Below are 17411 nucleotides of genomic sequence, written 5' to 3' on the forward strand. Positions count from 1 at the left end.
GGATTTGAACGTGAATAAATTTGATGAATATGCAGTTATTGATCTAGGTTCGAATAGTTTTCATATGGTCATTGCACGTTGTATTAATGGTGCAACACAAATTATCTACAAAAATAAAAAAAATATTCATTTAGCTACCGGTTTAAATGAATTCTATGAGCTAAGCGAGACAAGTATTAAACGAGGTATTGAATGCCTTGCACTCTTTGCTGAACGGCTGAATGGATTTCCCCCGGAAAATGTTCGAATTGTTGCAACCTATACGTTACGTATCGCCACTAATCGGCATAAATTTCTAGCCCAAGCGGCTAAGGTTCTACCCTACCCAATTGAAATTATTTCCGGACAAGAAGAAGCCCGTTTAATCTATTTAGGTACCATGACAGCCGAATCAACCGCCGAAGATGATACCAAATTTGTTATTGATATTGGTGGTGGATCGACTGAAATTGCCATTGGTCGAGGAAACGATCTCAAACCATTTATTGTGGCAAGTCGACCAATGGGCTGTGTCACTTATACTAAGCAATTTTTTCCACAAAAGACCATTGACCGATATTCCTTTTTAAGAGCCAAACTGGCAGCAGAACAACAAATTGAAAATCTTATTACCACAATAAAAAGACAAAATATCAGTGTCGCATTTGGTACTTCCGGCACAATCAAAAGTATTTACAAAATATTATTAGATTTAGGTGTCAGCGACGGTATCATTACGCCTAAACGCTTGGATGATTTAATCAGTTATATCTTAGAATTCAAGTCTTTTCATGAAATTGACTATCCATCACTTTCTGAAGAAAGAAAAAACGTTTTCGTCAGCGGGTTAGCAATATTTAGTGGCGTTTTTAACGCATTAGGCTTACAAGAGCTTCAATTTAGCCCATGTGCATTACGTGAAGGAGTTTTGTATGAACTGATCGACGGTCCAAATTATCGAGATATAAGACAAACAACAGCCGAATCACTCTCTCAGCATTACAACATAGATGAACGTCATGCTAAACAAGTGGTGAAAACGGCAAAGTATCTTTTTTCACAATGGAAAACACAAACTTCGACTAATATTCCGCAACATTTAGAATCTATCCTCTATTGGGCAGCGCAGCTCCATGAAGTGGGACTGAAAATAAATTTTTCATCAATTCACAAACATTCGAGTTATATTCTGTTAAATAGTAACCTACCCGGATTCAATGAAGAACAACAACTTTTATTGTCTACCCTTGTTCGTTATCACCGAAAGTCAATTAACATTGATGAACTGCCCTACTTTAGTTTATTCGAATACAAACATATCATCTCGTTATTGCAGATTTTGCGGCTTGCCGTTTTATTTAATAACCAGCGTAATAACGATCTGGATCTCACTGCATTTAGATTAAAATTAAACAGTGATAAATTGAGCAAACTGACGATAGAACTCAACGAAAAGTTTGTTGAAAATAATAAGTTAATCTTGCTTGATTTAGAGCAGGAGCAGAAATATTGGAAATCGGTTAATGATTGGAAATTATCGATTGAAATGTTTTAATCACTCAAAAAAAACCGCCAGTTTAACTGGCGGTGATAAGCTAGGCTTTTAGCCTAATCCAATGATTTTCCACCATAAAATACCAATAGTGAAAACAATAATTAAATTTACTACGCTACAAATGAAACCGACTTTCCACCATGTTTTAACCGGTACAAAGCCTTCAGCAAACAGTAACGGGTTACGAGCATTAGCAAATTGGGTAAGCGAACCAAAATAGTTAGTACAAATAACTAATGCAAAAATAGCAATCATTGTCGGTACACCAAGTGCTACAGCAACCGTTAAAAATACGGGAAATAAAGCAGCGATATGCGCATTACCACTCGCAAAGAAGTAATGCAGATAAACATAGGCTACACACAATATAACAATGACTAAAATCCAGCTACTATCCCCTAAGTGACCTTTAACGGCATTACCAATTGTATCGCCCAACCATTTAGTTACGCCAAGTTTACTGACTTGCCCAGCCATCATTAATAATGCAGCAAACCAAATCAAGGTATCCCAAGCGGCTTTTTCACCTTTAATATCCTCCCAACTAAGAACGCCAGTTAAAATTAAAATTGTCAAGCCGATAAATGCAGTAGTGGTTGCATCAATACCAAAATTATTACCAAAAATCCAAAAACCTAACAGTAAAATAACAGTTGTACCCATAATAATTTCTTTACCGGTTAGTGATCCCATTTTTTTAAGTTCAACTTTGGCTAAATTAGGCGCTTCCGGAGTCTTCTTAAGTTCAGGATTAGTAAAAAAATAGATAACTAAAGGAATAACAATAAATGAGACTAAGCAAGGAACGATCGCAGCCAAAAACCATTCTCCCCAACCCAAAGTAATGTTAATTTTTTCAGCATTGGCAACTAATTTGGCTGCCAGCAAGTTGCCGGTAAAAGCGGTTAAAAACATTGCTGATGTAATATCATTTACATGACTAATGTTTAACATTAAGAAAGTGCCAATACGATTTCTTGATTCATCTTTTGGATTTGACTTAAAATTGATCGCTAATGCTTCAGCGATTGGATAAATCACACCGCCAGCACGAGCTGTCGTACTAGGAATAGCTGGAGCTAATGCCATATCCGTTACCGACAGGCCATAGGCTAAACCTAATGTATTTCTACCTAAAAGTTTAACTAGATAATAAGCTATACGCTTACTTAACCCTGTTTTGATAAAACCACGTGCTATCATAAAAGCAATAACGATAAGCCAAATAAGGCTACTGTTTAATTCGCTTAATGAAATTTTAATCGCCTCTGTCGCTGTTGCTGCCCCTGATGGTCTTAGAACCGCAAAAACCGTTATCGCTAATAATCCAATTGCACCAATTGGCATAATTTCAGCGACAATACAGGCAATAGTAGCAACAAAGATGATACTTGTGTGCCAACCTTCAATACTAATTCCTTCTGGCGGAGAAACAAATTGCCATAATATTGCTGAAATAACAGCAATAATTATGAGCGGTAACCATTTGACAGGTGGTTTTTTCACTGTGTTCATAGTATTTTCCTTTTTAATTAAAAATGACTTAATTTAATTCATAATAAAAACGATTCAGTTTGATATAATCTTTTCGTTTCCAATAAAATGTTAATGTAAAACATAATGTTGGCTAATTAGCTGAAAAGCAAAATTATCAGTATTAACTAGTTCGATTGTTTTATTTTTTAAAACAAATATGGCTGATAAACTCGGATGTTCAATCAAATATTTACTAGCTTTTTTAACCCCTAATCCATAGAGAATAGTTGAAAAAATATCTCCTTCAAGCGACGTATCTGAAATTACCGTTACACTTTCTAATTCATTATCTAACGGGTAACCGGTTGAAGGGTTGAATATGTGATGATAACGGTGATTATTTAAGGTAAAGTAACGCTCATAAATCCCTGATGTAACAACAGATTTATTATTAACTTGAATAGTCCCGGCCAATTGATTGTTGAGTGAAAATGGCTCTTTCAAACCTATTTGCCAATTGCCATTCCTATCTAAGGGTGATTTGCCTAAAGTTAAGACGTTACCACCTAAATTGATAATAGCTTGATGTATGTTATTTTGCTGTAGGACTACTTTAACTACATCTGCTATGTAGCCTTTGGCTATAGCACCTAAATCAATTTCCATTCCCTTTTTTTTCAAAAAAACTGCACAAGTTTTAGGATCAAGCTCAATTTCGCTAGGATCGGTTAATAATAGTTGATCATAAATTTGCTGTGGGGAGGGAACTTGCTGGCCTTGAAAACCGATTTTCCATAATTTGACTAAAGGACCAATAGCAAAATTGAAACAACTATTGGGCATTAAACTGACTTTATAAGCTTGCTCAATAAGCGAAAACACAGCACGGCTAACGATAACCGGATGTTTACCCGCAGCAGCGTTAATCGACATAACTTCTGAATGACTGCGGTTAACGGTCAATTTATCTTCAAGTAATTTTATGGTGTGAAACACCCTATGAGCTACGGCTTCATTAGGCTCATAAAGCGTTAATGAAACCGTGGTACCCATTAATACTTGAGTATATTCATGGCTTGAATTAAGCATTTTAAACAAGCTTAAGTCATATTAGTCAATTAATGATTAATGTAATCAGTGGCTTTTCTACCTGCCTGCATACCAAATATAATGATATCAGCAACAGCGTTTCCACCGATACGATTGGCACCATGAACACCACCGACCACTTCGCCAGCAGCAAATACGCCTTGTATTACATGTTTATCCGTATCTAAAACTTGAGTATCGGTATTAATCGTTACCCCACCCATAGTATGATGCACACCCGGAGCAATCTTAATCACATAAAATGGTCCTTTGTTAATAGGATGTCGCATACCAGTCGTTCGACCAAAGTCTTCGTCACGTTTTGTTTCAGCGAACTGATTATAACGCTCAACAGTTTGAGATAAAGTATTGCTATCAATTGAGAGTTTATCAGCAAGATCTTTAATCGTATCAGCTTGAACGACTAAATCATGTGATACATATTCTTCAACAGCTTTGTTTTCATTACGTACTTGTTGATCAAATAGAATATACGCATAATGCTCAGGTAATTTAATAATTTCTGCTGAAACTTTATCACGAGTATCTAACTCATTGACAAAGCGTTGCCCTTTTTGGGAGACCAGTATCGCCCCGCCACCACGAATTGATTCGGAAATCAAATACGAAGTTGTTTGCTCAACAGTTGGATGAATCTGAATTTCTTTCATATCCACTGTGCCTGCTCCGAGTTTTTCTAGAATCATAATTCCGGAACCAGTAGCACCTTTATGGTTAGTGGTAACAAATCCTTTCAGATCTGGTCGATATTTTTCAACCATTTCACGATTTGCACTAAATCCACCAGTAGCAATAATAACCACTTTGGCTTTAATTGTTTGAACGGAGCCGTCTTCTTCACTGACTTTAACTCCGACAACTTTATGATTCTCAGTTAATATTTCAGTTACATTGGTATCAAGCATGACTTCAATACCACGTCGGTTGATATTTTTTTGCAATCCACTAATTAAAAATCCGCCAACAGCAGCGCCACTTGCCGGGCGATGCGTACGGTCAATGCTCATGCCCCCCGTTGTTGTGATACCACTAAGTTCGATTCCATTATTATCTAACCAGTCAATGGCATCAGGAGCATTTTCAACAAAATAACGAAGTAACTCAGGATTATTTTTGTTTTTACCACCTGTTAAGGTTTCTTTATAGAACAGATCTTTACTGTCCACAATGCCTTTAAGTTTTTGGAATTTAGTTTCGGCTGCATTCATACCGGCAGAAGCTTTATTTGTATTGCCACCAATAACCGACATTTTTTCAACCACAACTACACTTGCTCCTAAATCATGTGCTTGAATAGCGGCTGCTAGTCCAGCGCCACCACTACCAACAACCACCACATCATAAGCTTTATCATTAGGATCACCACCCTCAGCAAGGATAGCTTCTTTATTTGATTTCGCCATAGCTTTCGTTACGGCTTTTTTGAACGCTTCACATTGTGATGTCGCGCCGGAAATTGCATCGACGTGAGGACTATTAGAGTCAATAATACGATGTTTGATTTCAGAAAAGTTGTTGACCACTTCACTATCAAAATCATTAGCATTGAGCAATTGCATGTCTTTAACAAAGTCATTACCTAATTCAACATTAATTAAGTATTCATAAGACTCATCATTAACCTTTTCTTGATAATTGCCCGGCTTGAATTTTTTTACATTAAGATTCACATCACGAATCAAGCTTTCAACCAATGAAAAGTGCCATAGTGGCTCAGGTATATTGAGTTCTTCACGTTTATCACTATTGATGAAGAGTTCAAGTTTCTCCCCTTTTTCGACTCGACTAAGCCAATCAGGATAAGCAATACATGCCCGACCAACTGCAACCAGATCAAAGCCGTTATCCATAGCTGCTTCGACATCACTTATATTAACCACATTACCGACACCAACAACCGGAATTTTAGCTAATGTCTGTGATCGAATTGCTACATATTTATTAATTAAAGGCGTTGGATCATTAGTTTCAACAATAGATGGTCTTAAGATCGCCCCCATAGAGAAGTGAACGTAATCAAGTCCCTTTTCAGCCAATTTTTCAAGTAAGTACATCGAATCATCAAAACGAATTCCAGGTACTTCTAATTCTTCCGGCGAAAAACGATAACCAACAATAAAATCAGGATTGGCATACTCTTTAACCATATTATGAGTAATATCTAGAACAGCCAATGGGAATCGAGCTCGATTATCACGGCTACCACCCCATTTATCAGTTCGTTGATTTGAGTTAGGTGAGTAAAATTGTTGAATTAAGTAGGTATTAGCGCCATGAATTTCGACCCCGTCAAATCCAGCTTGGATCGCTCGACGAACAGCTTGACCAAACTTATCAATCATTTCATCAACTTCATCTGCCGTCAATTCAATTGGGGTCGCCGCGCCCGGGCGTGGTGCAGCTATCGCACTTGGCCCAACTGGGGATTGTCCACCAATAAGTTTAGGCTCAACCATACGGCCACCATGATAAACTTGGATAACCGCTTTGGAGCCTTTCTCTTTAATGGCTTTAGCGATCTTCGCTAACCCTTCTATTTTATCATCATTATCTAAACCAATCGCACCGGGAAACGCTAACCCTTTATTGTCAACAAATCCACATTCAACAATAATAGTGCCAATTTCACCCGCTCTTGCTCGGTAATATTCAATTAAATCATGCGTAACAGAACCTTCGTAAAACCCTGAACAAGTAGTCATTGGTGCCATCATAATACGATTTTTTAGGGAAACACCATTGGGTAAGATTACTGGTTTAAAAATATCTTCGTTTTTCATATTTCATTACCTAATCATTAATATTTAAATGTTAACGTGGATCATAACATCCGAAATTTTTCTTCTCCACTTACATAAGTTTCATTAGTCGGAAAATATCATTTTTTCGACAAAAATTTATTCAAATTTATTAATAATTTATAAAACAATCTATGGATATAACAAAAAGAATTGTCTGTTTTTTATGTTATTTTGAAAGTGTTTGCGTACAATACTGCATAAACCTGTCTAAAAAAAAACACTATAACTATTTCATTTACTTATATTTTTTTTAACTTCTATCACTTGTACTTTATTTTTATTCGACTAAAATGCTTACCAATTTTAGAAAAGAGAATTTGATTATGCTTGTGGTCCATACAAATAAACCAATAATAAAATTGAATTGTCTTTTTATTTTGAATATTCATCCTCCTTTATGGAGGATTTTTTATATCTATAAATTCAACCTTCCAATTTTATATCAAATTACTAAACAATACCACTTCCAGAACAGCCATAAACAGGAGATACCATGAAACCTTTGATCCCTTTTTATAACCCAAGTATTAGCTATGAAGATAATTATGCTAAAGGACCTTTTGGACTTTTTGCAGAATTAGACAAAGCAGAACAAGTTTCAACTAAATCAACCAAGTTCTTAAAAGTTGATGTTAATTTACCATTTGGCCAACCCGCTGGACCTTTATTAAATGCAAATTATATTAAAGCAGCATTTGCTTATGGATTCGATTTATGTGTATATAAAACGGTAAGAACAAAATTACACAAATGCCATCCGTTACCTAATGTTTTATCTGTTCATCCCAAAGGTAAACTTACGTGTAATTTAGACACAGTTTTAGCTGATACTAATTATAGCCAACCTCTTTCAATCACTAATTCATTTGGGGTTCCATCATTTGCTCCTGATATATGGCAACCAGATATGGCTGATGCTGTTAAAGCTGCTGGTCCAGGACAATGTGTTATTGGTAGCTTCCAAGGAACTCAAGGTAATGGAGTGATAGAACAAGATTATGCATTAGCCGCTAAATTAGTAAGAGAAACCTATGCACCAATTTTAGAAGCTAATTTAAGTTGCCCGAATGAAGGTGCAAGTAAATTACTTTGCTTTGATGTAGATAGAGTTGAAAGAATTGTTAAAGAAATTAAAAATGCTGTACCTGACCGCCCTCTTATCCTGAAATTAGCTTACTTCCCAGATGATGAAAGAATCGTTTCATTATTAACTCGTATTGGAAATATAGTTGATGGGTTAAGCGCGATTAATACGTTGTCAGCAAAACCTGTTGACGCAAATGGTCATCCAGCTTTAGGTGAAAATCGAAAAGAAGGCGGTATCTGTGGCGATGCAATTCGTTGGGCTGGCTTAGATATGGTTAGTCGACTCGATAAATATCGTAAACAAATGGATTTAAAATTTGCAATTATAGGTGTTGGTGGAGTTAGTAACAGTGAACATTATCATCAATTTATAAAAAATGGTGCTGATGCTGTAATGAGTGCAACAGGTGCGATGTGGAATCCGTTACTTGCTATTGAAATAAAAAAGAGTTTGAAATAATAGTAAAAAATAATACATCGCAATAAAGAGCTAATACTTTTGTTACAGGGTAACTTATTTACCCTGTTTTCTCTTAATTTCAACCTTAATATTGATCACTTTTTATTAAAATAATAGTAGCCAAAAACGACATGAGCAAAAAACACAGTGGCTAAGATTATTCTAACATGTAAAGAATTAAAAATAATAAAAGGAATAAGTAGCACAACAAACACCATTGCCAACATCTTAAATAAACTTGACTTGGTTGCCTTCTTTTCAATTAGCATTTTTTGGATATAAGTTTGATAGTAACTAGTTTGTGTAAAATAGTTATAGAGGCGCTCTGAACTATTTAACCATAGATATGCAGTAAGTAAATAAAAAGGTACTGTAGGTAATAAAGGAATAAAAATACCAATAGTTCCTAAAGCAAAAGAAACTCCACCTAGAACAACAAATATCGATTTTTTTAGCATGTCTAAATCAATTTAATTAATATTCATAGGATATCGAAGATAGCACAATTATAATAAACAAGGAAAGTATAAAGAAAAATAAGAATTGGCGGAACGGACGGGGCTCGAACCCGCGACCCCCTGCGTGACAGGCAGGTATTCTAACCAACTGAACTACCGCTCCGCTTTTTAGATACTTTAATGTGGAACATCAAAGTAGGCGTGATGTTAAAGATTATTTTTATTTTCGTCAATAAAATTTTTAAAAATAAAGTTCAATTGAATAGAAAACAATCATTAATGTGCTTTAATGTGCTTTCCATAATGCCCCGCCACTTTTTTTATCAATCTTTTCTAAAATTGACTCGTGAGCAGAGAGTTCAGATTCATTTGCTTTAATTATCTTTAAAGGAGTTCCATTACGTTCAATTTTCTTGACGGTATTATTTGACATTGATAATGGATTATCTTCAGCGCTGAATGCTAACGTCGTTTGCCCCCCTGTCATTGCTAAATAAACTTCAGCTAGAATCTCAGCATCAAGTAAAGCGCCATGCAGTGTACGATGTGAATTATCAATCTGATAACGCTCACATAGTGCATCTAGATTATTTCGTTTACCAGGGAAAAGCCGCCGAGCCATAGCTAGTGTATCAGTAACAATACAATGTTCGGCTGTTTTAAAATTTAAACCACAAAGACGAAATTCATAATCCATAAATCCGACATCAAAAGATGCGTTATGAATGACTAATTCAGCACCATCAATAAATTTTATAAAATCATGTGCTATATTTTTAAATATTGGTTTATCTTTAACAAATTCATTACTTATACCGTGAACTCTAAAGGCTTCTTCATCAATTAAACGTTCTGGATTGATATAAACATGGAAATGATTGCCAGTTAGTCGCCGATTTAATACCTCAACAGCACCAATTTCAATAATCTTATGCCCTTCATAGTGATTATTACCGTCTTGGTTCATACCTGTTGTTTCAGTATCTAATACAATTTGACGTGTTGAATGTGTTATCACGTTATACTCTTCTTCTAAAATTGGGAAATTTAATAATTAATGGTATAGTCTAACACCAAAATGCGCTGATGTTGATACCTACAGTGTTTTCGCCACTAATTACACAACATCACATTATTTAATTCTAAATTTTATTCAATAGGCAAAGTTTATTTAGTATGTTAAAAAAAATTCAAATTTTCACAGATGGTTCTTGTTTGGGTAACCCTGGTCCCGGTGGATATGCCGCAATTTTAAAATATAAACAAACAGAAAAAGTATTAGCTCAAGGTTATTTTAAAACTACCAATAATCGAATGGAATTATTAGCTGCAATTGTTGCTTTAGAGCTTCTTAAAGAACCGTGTCAAATTCAACTGTATTCTGACAGCCAATATCTACGTAATGGCATTATGAATTGGATTCATGGATGGAAAAAAAATGGCTGGAAAACATCAAATAAACAACCTGTTAAAAATGTTGATTTGTGGCAACGTTTAGATGAAATAGCTAAATCACATACTATTGAATGGATTTGGGTTAAAGGTCATGCTGGTCATATCGAAAATGAGCGTTGTGATATTATTGCTAAAAATCAAGCCGAATCCCCAACTTTACATGATACTATTTTTGAAGCATCGTTAAAGGACTGAATACAAAAAACAGTTAGATAACTAAGAAGGTATAATACCTATGTATCGATTACATGTTATCCCGGCCCTAAAAGATAATTATATTTGGTTGTTGGAAAACAACGATAAACAAATTGTTATTATCGACCCAGGTGAAGCTGCCCCTGTAATTAGTTATCTAAAAAAAACATCACTTGTCACCCCTTGCAATTTTACTAACTCACCACCATATCGATCACACTGGCGGGGTAACAGAGCTAAAAGCATTTTATCCCGATATTGAAGTTTATGGGCCTAGTGAAATTAATTTGCAGATTAACTATCTAGATAATATAGATAAAATATCAATTGCTGATTTTCAATTTGATATTATTTCAGTACCGGGACACACATTAGGACATTTAGCTTATTATTGCCGACCATATCTATTTTGTGGTGATACCTTAATGTCTGCTGGTTGTGGTAGAATTTTTGAGGGTGATTATAAGCAAATGCTAAGCTCGCTTAATAATTTAAAGCGACTACCTGATGATACGTTTATTTGTGCAGGACACGAATATACTAAAGCTAATTTGAACTTTGCACAAATGATGGTTCCACATGATAAAGTTATTCATGAATATTATAATTATATTTGCAAAAAGAAAATTACTTTGCCTTCTATTTTAACCAAAGAAAAACAGATTAACTTATTTTTACGGTGTAAAGAAAAATCTTTACAAAACAAATTCAATTGTAACAATGAGTTAGAACTGTTTGCTTTTTTTAGGAGCCAAAAGGACATTTTTTAGGTATAATAAGTCGTTTAAATTAATGTCCTAACTTATAATCTAATGAAAAAATTATTAATATTTACAGTGTTATGTGCTTTTTTAGTCGGGTGTCAAAACCAAGGGTCGCGATACACTTCTGGCTCAAAACCATACAATTCTAAATCAATAGTTAATTCTAGCGTTAAAAGTGGTGGTGTTAATTACGCTTCAGTCACGCAAAATCCTTGGCATTACATGCTAACTCAAATTAACGTAAATGTTCCGAACAACAGCCGAGTTGTCGCGGAAAGAGAACGTTTGCTGCGTAATCCACAGGGATTTGAAAATATTGCATTACGATCTGAACCTTATGTATATTACATCATTAATCAGTTACGAAAAAATAAGCTACCGGTTGAACTTGCTTTAATTCCATTAATTGAGAGTGCTTATGACCCTTTAGCTACCTCGCCTGCTCAAGCGGCTGGTTTATGGCAATTTGTGCCAATTACAGCTAAAGAATATGGTTTAAAACGTAGCAGTAGTTTTGATGGACGTCGAGATCTAATTGCTTCAACAAGCTCAGCTATATCTCTTTTACAAAATCTTAATAACCGCTTTAATGGCGACTGGTTATTAACATTAGCTGCATATAATGCAGGTGAAGGTCGAATTCAACGAGCGATTGATAAAAATAAAGCTAAAGGACTACCTATTGACTATTGGTCTTTAGATTTACCACAAGAAACAATGCATTATGTGCCAAAAATATTAGCTATCATCGACATTGTTAAAAACAATAAACGTTATGGAATTAAACTACCGGATTGTAATTATCAAAACTCTTTAGTTAGAATTGATATGTCTAAAAACATTTCATTGTCTAAAATAGCGCAATATACTGGATTATCACTAAATGATTTAATGACATACAATGCCGGTTATGTGCAACAAACTGTAAATGGCCCTTTTCATCTATTAGTTCCTTATTCTCATGCTAATAAACTATTCAAAAAGTTGAAAAATGAGAATTTAGTTACTAGTCAAGTAACTGAGCTTTTAGAAGATGTGCCACATAACAATATGCCGTTTGAAATTAAATCAACGACAATTCAATACAGTACAGTAAATGCTAAAGATGCTAAATCTATTTTAAGTAATGGCAAAAAACAGATTACTTACCAAGTTAAAGCTGGTGATAATCTTTATTCCATTGCGAGGAATTACCGAGTGAAAATCACCGATCTTTTACAATGGAATAAATTAAAAAATGGACGAGTAAAAGAAGGTGATGTATTAACAATTAATTTAGTCAATTCGAATTCATTTTAAAATTGACTAATAATGGATTATGATCCGATGCGGCTGTACTAATTATCTTAGCCGCATCAAGCTTCAAACCTCGATAAAAAATAAAATCCAATGGCCTACCTAAAAACGTTTTTCGAATATCAATAGCAAAATTAACCGGTTTAAGATTTATTGATCGAGTCAAATGATAGAGTAAATTCAGTCGTTGCCGACTCCATGCATTAAAATCACCTGCCAAAATCACTGGTCCATCATGTTGCTTAATATAATTTAATAACATATACATCTGTTGACGATATATCTTTACACCAATACTAAAATTGATGGCATGAATATTGGCAACTAACAGCTGTTTAGTAGAATTTTTAATTGGATAAACAGTAATTAGAGCTGATTTGGGTACCCGAATAAATGGCTCTTTTTCTCTAAACGATAATATTTTAGTCGGTGCTGAATCAGTTATAGTCATAACTCCAGCAAAAATATCATTAAAGCAGTAAGCTGGTACATGATCTGCAACTTTGTTATTCGCAGATATAAAATTCAATAATTGTGGTGTTGTTTGGGCTTCTTGTAATAGCATTAACTTTGATTGGCTCGCATATTGTTCAAGAATTTTAATACAATCAGCCCGTTTTTGTTTAAAAATATTCCAAACCAAAACCGAGAATGATGATTGATCAATTAGTGGTTCATCATTGACTATCTTATGGTTTGGTAATATCAGTTCAACACTACTATTTCCTTGATATCGTAGTGTATAGTCTCGATGTTTAAACATTTTAACCGTTCATTTTTTCTTTTAAATAATCATCAAATGACAAAGTATCATTCTGTTCTTTCTTTTGTTGCTTTTCAATTGACATAGTTCTTTGCTGAACAAAATCACCATCAGTCAATAATTGCAAAGGTTCTGAACTAAGCTGATTTTTATATTGAGTTGCTAAAACTAAGCCAAATTTAGCAGTACCTAAATCACTGATAGCCTCAAGCGTTCTTGCTGAAAGTGTTAATTCAGGCTGATCAAACATCAGATCAAGCCGTTCGCAAACTTTACGATAATGTTGTTTATCATCTTGATGATCCAATACATCAGCAACACGGAGCAAATCTTTAAATAATTCGTGGCCGACTTTCGATAATGGCTCACGATAACTATCACAGCCGATACCAATTTCAAGACCAGGTTTACGCCCTTCCATAATAACCCGATTCCAATTTAATTTTGTACACTCAAGTTCGGCACTACTCATTTCAGGCGCTGGCGCTAACGCACACCATATCAAAAATAGATCAATAAAGCGGATCTGTTCCTCAGTAATACCTATTGGTGAAAATGGATTAACATCAAGCGCACGTACTTCAATATACTCTATTCCACCACGTAATAAGGCATCTGAAGGTAACTCCCCTGCTCTAGGAACTCGTTTAGGACGAATTGGTGCATAAAATTCATTTTCAATTTGTAAAACGTTATCATTTAGTTGTCGATAATGACCATTAACTTTAATGCCTAATTTGCTGAACTCATCTGATTTGACATGGGTGGCACGTTTTAATCCTTCAACATAAGTATCTAGATGATTAAAGGTAATACCTAATTGTTTCTGGGCATTGTTGGTGTAACCAATATCGCTTAATCTTAATGAAGTTGCATAAGGCAAAAAGCAGTTACCATTGGTTTGTTCTATAAATGCTTTAGCTTTTTGCTTATCTTGAATAAATGAAGAGCACATAGAAGGTGATGCGCCAAACAGGTAAGGAATCACCCAACCAAATCGATAATAATTACGTATTAAAGTAAAATAACCTTCAGAAATAACCGCTTTTCCTTCTTCGGCGTTTTTCACCCCAAACCGGGCTTGCCAAAATGCCATAGGCAAAGAGAAGTTATAATGCACGCCGGATATGGTTTGCATCATTGCGCCATAACGATTCTTCAATCCTTCTCGATAAACCGTTTTAAAACGCCCTTCATTTGAGGAGCCATATTGCGCCAAAATAATATCGTCTTCATTTGCCACAAAACAAGGCATACTTAATGGCCACATCATCTCATCGCCGATACTGACACTAGCATAACGATGTAAATCACGCAAAAACGTGAGCATATAATTAATATTCGTATTAACCGGCGTGATAAATTCAAGCATCGACTCAGCAAAATCGGTTGTTATCCAAGGATGAGTTAATGCTGAACCAATTTTATTAGGAAAAGGTGTTTTTGCTAAAGAGCCGTCTGGTAAAATTCTGAGCGTTTCACGTTCAACACCCCGTTGAATGCCTTGTAAAATTGTATAGTGTTTTTCCAACCAATTGAGTGCTTTAGAAACATCAGGAATCATAATTTTATATTTCCTAAATTCAGTTTAAATTGGCTTAATTTTAGCATAGTTTAATGGTTTATATAGGCTGTTTTGTGACTATTAAAAAGAAAATAGAAATCTATCAATATACAAAATAATATAAACTAAAAGAATGTCACAAATAAGAAACCATTATCTACTAGATAGATAATGGTTAGTAACTTTGCTAATGAATCAGCTTATTTATTGGCTTGTTCAATTTTTTGATTAGCGACATAATCCTCATCGACCGGTGTGATAAGATTATTCTGATGATCAACAATATAGGTTTTTCCAAAACCTAAAACTAATCTACCGACTGTTGGTGTGATTTTAAACAAATTGAAATCTTTCATTTCCGCTAACATATACACCATTTTACTTACCCTTTTAGCAAGTTGGTCAATGATGTTATCAAAAAGCTCAGATTCTCTTTCAACAATGCTTGTTGTTGCACGGAACGATAGTCGTCTACGAGCATAGATATTCTTGGTATTGCATTCATCATCAATAATTAAAAAAGAGAGATTTGCATTATCTTTCATATTTTGACTATGAGGGGCGAGATCTGATATTAAAACGTAATAATCTTTTCCATCAAAAAAATAAGGTGAATAACTCGTATCTACTTCACCATTTTTAGTCATTGTTGATAATATAATTGTGCGAATTGTTTCATGTAAATTTTCTATTGTACTTTCAACAACATCATTTTTGGACTCAGCCATAATTACTCCTTGTTTGTCTATTCAGTTAACTTATTAACTTCATTGTTATAAATTCAATTGGATGCATTTATCAAAATAGTTCGAAATATCAGTATGAGAAATTATAATAAAACTACTTGTCGGTAGGTTTGTCTTTAACAATTTCAGCAATTGTTTTTCTGACTGCTTATCTAACGCATTGGTTGTTTCATCCATAAAAATCCAATCAGGTTTATGCATTAAAATTCTTGCAATCATTAGTCGTTGCTTTTCACCACCGGAAAGTGTTTTTAAATTATCACTGAGTAAATTTCTATCGATAAATTCTGTAGAAAAACCAACTTTTAATAGAAGTTGCTTAATCAAACTTAAATCTTTTTCAAACAAAGGTTGCGGATAGCTTATTGCATGAGCTAATCCCCCAACCGGAAAATAGGCATTTTGCGATAAAAATAATGTCTTTAATTTTGGCACTTTAATCATCCCCTCAAAATTGGGATAAAGGCCAGAAATTACTTTGAAAAATGTTGATTTACCTATACCCGATGCACCGGATATAACAACCGAATCGCCTTTATTAAGATAAAGATTGGGTAGTGTTAATAAAACAGTGCCATCCGGTTTTTTTATAGTTAAATCTTCAATGGAAAATGCATCTTGATTAATCTCTAATTGGCTAGCTGATTGATATTGATGAGCAGCTTGATTAGCTTTTTCAAAAAACTGGGTTAAACGATAACTACATGCAATAAGTTCGGCAAGTTTAGTATAATTGAAAATAAACCAAGACAAGTTAGTCACAACATTACTAAATGATTTACTAATTTGCATTAAAGAACCTAAGCTAACTTTACCAATTAAATAGATAGGCAAAGAAAAGAAAATAGGCACACTTAACACCGTTAAATAATAAGGCCGTGTAAAACAGCCTAAAATAAGTTGTCGTTTAATTAATAAATACCAATTTTTAATAATATGATTAAAATGCTGTTCAAATTGTTGTTTCTCCACTTTTTCACCATTCGCTAACGCGATTGCCTCTTTCGATTCACGAAATCGAGTTAAGACAAAGCGATAATTTGCCTCTAAGTGTTGTTGTTCAATTAACACGTTTTTTAAGGGGCGCCCCAGCATGTGGGCAATACAAGAAGTGAATAATACATAGATAGGTGCTAGCCAAATTAAATAATGAGAAATACTTATATCAATATTGAATAGACTAAAATTTAAAACAAAATTATCGGTAATTTTCCATAGAAGCATAAAATAGGAAAACAGGCCTATACATTGAGTAATCAGCGAAAAGCCTTCATTTGTTAATCGCTCAATAAATAGCAGACAGTCTTCGGAAATACGCTGATCAGGATTATCAATTTGGTCTTGATTTAAATACCAATATGCCTTGTTATTCAGCCATTTATCAAGTATCGAATCATTTAAAACCTTGCGCCATGTAATCACTAAGGTTTTTCTTAAAAATTCAATTATTAAGTAAGTTATTGCCCCCGAAATAGTTAATAACACAAAAACGATTAATTGGGTAATAACGCCTTGCATGTCATATTTTTCTAATGCATTAAAAAAGTTTTTATTCCAATTAATCATTTCAAGACTAATTTTAATTAAAACAATATTTAAACAAATAATAATTAAAGCATAACAGTAACCATATTTACCTTGTCTTGTTTTGAAGCAAAGCTTCATAAGCAAGATTATATTTTTCAATGTTTGCACAACTTATA

The 17411-nt window shown here is 34.3% G+C and carries 14 protein-coding genes and 1 tRNA gene; 5 read left to right on the forward strand and 10 right to left on the reverse strand.

Features of this window, described 5'->3' with window-relative positions; genetic code table 11:
• Positions 1-10: 10 nt before the first annotated feature.
• Entirely contained in the window at positions 11-1534 is a 1524-nt protein-coding gene (locus J3U18_RS06195) for an exopolyphosphatase (RefSeq protein WP_267353259.1), read from the forward strand.
• A 48-nt stretch (positions 1535-1582) separates the two neighbouring features.
• Here the strand turns inward: J3U18_RS06195 and J3U18_RS06200 are convergent, their stop codons facing one another.
• From J3U18_RS06200 to J3U18_RS06210, 3 genes are all read right to left on the reverse strand, one after another.
• A complete protein-coding gene (locus J3U18_RS06200; protein WP_267331940.1) occupies positions 1583-3049 on the reverse strand; it encodes a DASS family sodium-coupled anion symporter in 1467 nt (488 codons plus the stop codon).
• 90 nt (positions 3050-3139) lie between these two features.
• Positions 3140-4099 (reverse strand): FAD:protein FMN transferase, encoded by a 960-nt coding sequence (locus tag J3U18_RS06205; protein ID WP_267353260.1) that lies wholly within the window; start codon positions 4097-4099, stop codon positions 3140-3142.
• A gap of 29 nt (positions 4100-4128) precedes the next feature.
• On the reverse strand, positions 4129-6900 hold the full coding sequence (locus J3U18_RS06210) for a flavocytochrome c (RefSeq protein WP_267353261.1): 2772 nt from the start codon (positions 6898-6900) through the stop codon (positions 4129-4131).
• A 514-nt stretch (positions 6901-7414) separates the two neighbouring features.
• On the opposite strand from J3U18_RS06210, the gene J3U18_RS06215 reads away from it, so the two are divergent.
• The gene (locus J3U18_RS06215) at positions 7415-8467 is read left to right on the forward strand and encodes a hypothetical protein (RefSeq protein ID WP_267353262.1); all 1053 of its coding nucleotides are present in this window, start codon (positions 7415-7417) and stop codon (positions 8465-8467) included.
• A gap of 95 nt (positions 8468-8562) precedes the next feature.
• On the opposite strand, the gene J3U18_RS06220 is transcribed toward J3U18_RS06215, so the two are convergent.
• From J3U18_RS06220 to dnaQ, 3 genes are all read right to left on the reverse strand, one after another.
• Positions 8563-8925, reverse strand: a complete 363-nt coding sequence (locus tag J3U18_RS06220; protein WP_267353263.1) for a YbaN family protein — start codon at positions 8923-8925, stop codon at positions 8563-8565.
• Between the two features lie 86 nt (positions 8926-9011).
• Positions 9012-9088: transfer RNA gene (locus J3U18_RS06225), tRNA-Asp, on the reverse strand.
• A gap of 123 nt (positions 9089-9211) precedes the next feature.
• Positions 9212-9943, reverse strand: coding sequence for a DNA polymerase III subunit epsilon (dnaQ, locus tag J3U18_RS06230; RefSeq protein ID WP_267330356.1), 732 nt, complete (start codon positions 9941-9943; stop codon positions 9212-9214).
• A 158-nt stretch (positions 9944-10101) separates the two neighbouring features.
• On the opposite strand from dnaQ, the gene rnhA reads away from it, so the two are divergent.
• The 3 genes from rnhA to J3U18_RS06245 all read left to right on the forward strand — a co-directional run bounded on the left by rnhA (position 10102) and on the right by J3U18_RS06245 (position 12638).
• Entirely contained in the window at positions 10102-10575 is a 474-nt protein-coding gene (rnhA, locus tag J3U18_RS06235) for a ribonuclease HI (RefSeq protein ID WP_065562837.1), read from the forward strand.
• A gap of 173 nt (positions 10576-10748) precedes the next feature.
• On the forward strand, positions 10749-11345 hold the full coding sequence (gene gloB, locus J3U18_RS06240; RefSeq protein ID WP_267353264.1) for a hydroxyacylglutathione hydrolase: 597 nt from the start codon (positions 10749-10751) through the stop codon (positions 11343-11345).
• Positions 11346-11387: 42 nt separating this feature from the next.
• Complete coding sequence (locus J3U18_RS06245; protein ID WP_081303339.1) at positions 11388-12638, forward strand: transglycosylase SLT domain-containing protein; 1251 nt, start codon at positions 11388-11390, stop codon at positions 12636-12638.
• On the opposite strand, the gene J3U18_RS06250 is transcribed toward J3U18_RS06245, so the two are convergent.
• The 4 genes from J3U18_RS06250 to J3U18_RS06265 form a co-directional block, all read right to left on the reverse strand.
• Positions 12619-13398: an endonuclease/exonuclease/phosphatase family protein gene (locus J3U18_RS06250; RefSeq protein WP_065562840.1), complete on the reverse strand. Its 780-nt coding sequence runs from the start codon at positions 13396-13398 to the stop codon at positions 12619-12621. The two genes, J3U18_RS06245 and J3U18_RS06250, sit on opposite strands and share 20 nt — an antisense overlap.
• A 1-nt stretch (position 13399) precedes the next feature.
• Entirely contained in the window at positions 13400-14962 is a 1563-nt protein-coding gene (gene gshA, locus J3U18_RS06255) for a glutamate--cysteine ligase (RefSeq protein ID WP_267353265.1), read from the reverse strand.
• Between the two features lie 200 nt (positions 14963-15162).
• The gene (locus tag J3U18_RS06260; RefSeq protein ID WP_065562842.1) at positions 15163-15690 is read right to left on the reverse strand and encodes a HugZ family protein; all 528 of its coding nucleotides are present in this window, start codon (positions 15688-15690) and stop codon (positions 15163-15165) included.
• Positions 15691-15735: 45 nt separating this feature from the next.
• Positions 15736-17394, reverse strand: coding sequence for an ABC transporter ATP-binding protein/permease (locus J3U18_RS06265; protein WP_267353266.1), 1659 nt, complete (start codon positions 17392-17394; stop codon positions 15736-15738).
• Between the last annotated feature and the right edge of the window lie 17 nt (positions 17395-17411).

The sequence above is a fragment of the Gilliamella sp. B3482 genome (genome assembly GCF_026536805.1).
Classification (GTDB): Bacteria; Pseudomonadota; Gammaproteobacteria; order Enterobacterales; family Orbaceae; genus Gilliamella; species Gilliamella apicola_E.

Bases quoted from the DNA above. Each gene is read 5' to 3' on its own strand.
- J3U18_RS06200 (WP_267331940.1), bottom strand. From the start codon at position 3,049: ATGAACACAGTGAAAAAACCACCTGTCAAATGGTTACCGCTCATAATT.
- J3U18_RS06205 (WP_267353260.1), bottom strand. From the start codon at position 4,099: ATGCTTAATTCAAGCCATGAATATACTCAAGTATTAATGGGTACCACG.
- J3U18_RS06210 (WP_267353261.1), bottom strand. From the start codon at position 6,900: ATGAAAAACGAAGATATTTTTAAACCAGTAATCTTACCCAATGGTGTT.
- J3U18_RS06215 (WP_267353262.1), top strand. From the start codon at position 7,415: ATGAAACCTTTGATCCCTTTTTATAACCCAAGTATTAGCTATGAAGAT.
- J3U18_RS06220 (WP_267353263.1), bottom strand. From the start codon at position 8,925: ATGCTAAAAAAATCGATATTTGTTGTTCTAGGTGGAGTTTCTTTTGCT.
- rnhA (WP_065562837.1), top strand. From the start codon at position 10,102: ATGTTAAAAAAAATTCAAATTTTCACAGATGGTTCTTGTTTGGGTAAC.
- J3U18_RS06245 (WP_081303339.1), top strand. From the start codon at position 11,388: ATGAAAAAATTATTAATATTTACAGTGTTATGTGCTTTTTTAGTCGGG.
- J3U18_RS06250 (WP_065562840.1), bottom strand. From the start codon at position 13,398: ATGTTTAAACATCGAGACTATACACTACGATATCAAGGAAATAGTAGT.
- gshA (WP_267353265.1), bottom strand. From the start codon at position 14,962: ATGATTCCTGATGTTTCTAAAGCACTCAATTGGTTGGAAAAACACTAT.
- J3U18_RS06260 (WP_065562842.1), bottom strand. From the start codon at position 15,690: ATGGCTGAGTCCAAAAATGATGTTGTTGAAAGTACAATAGAAAATTTA.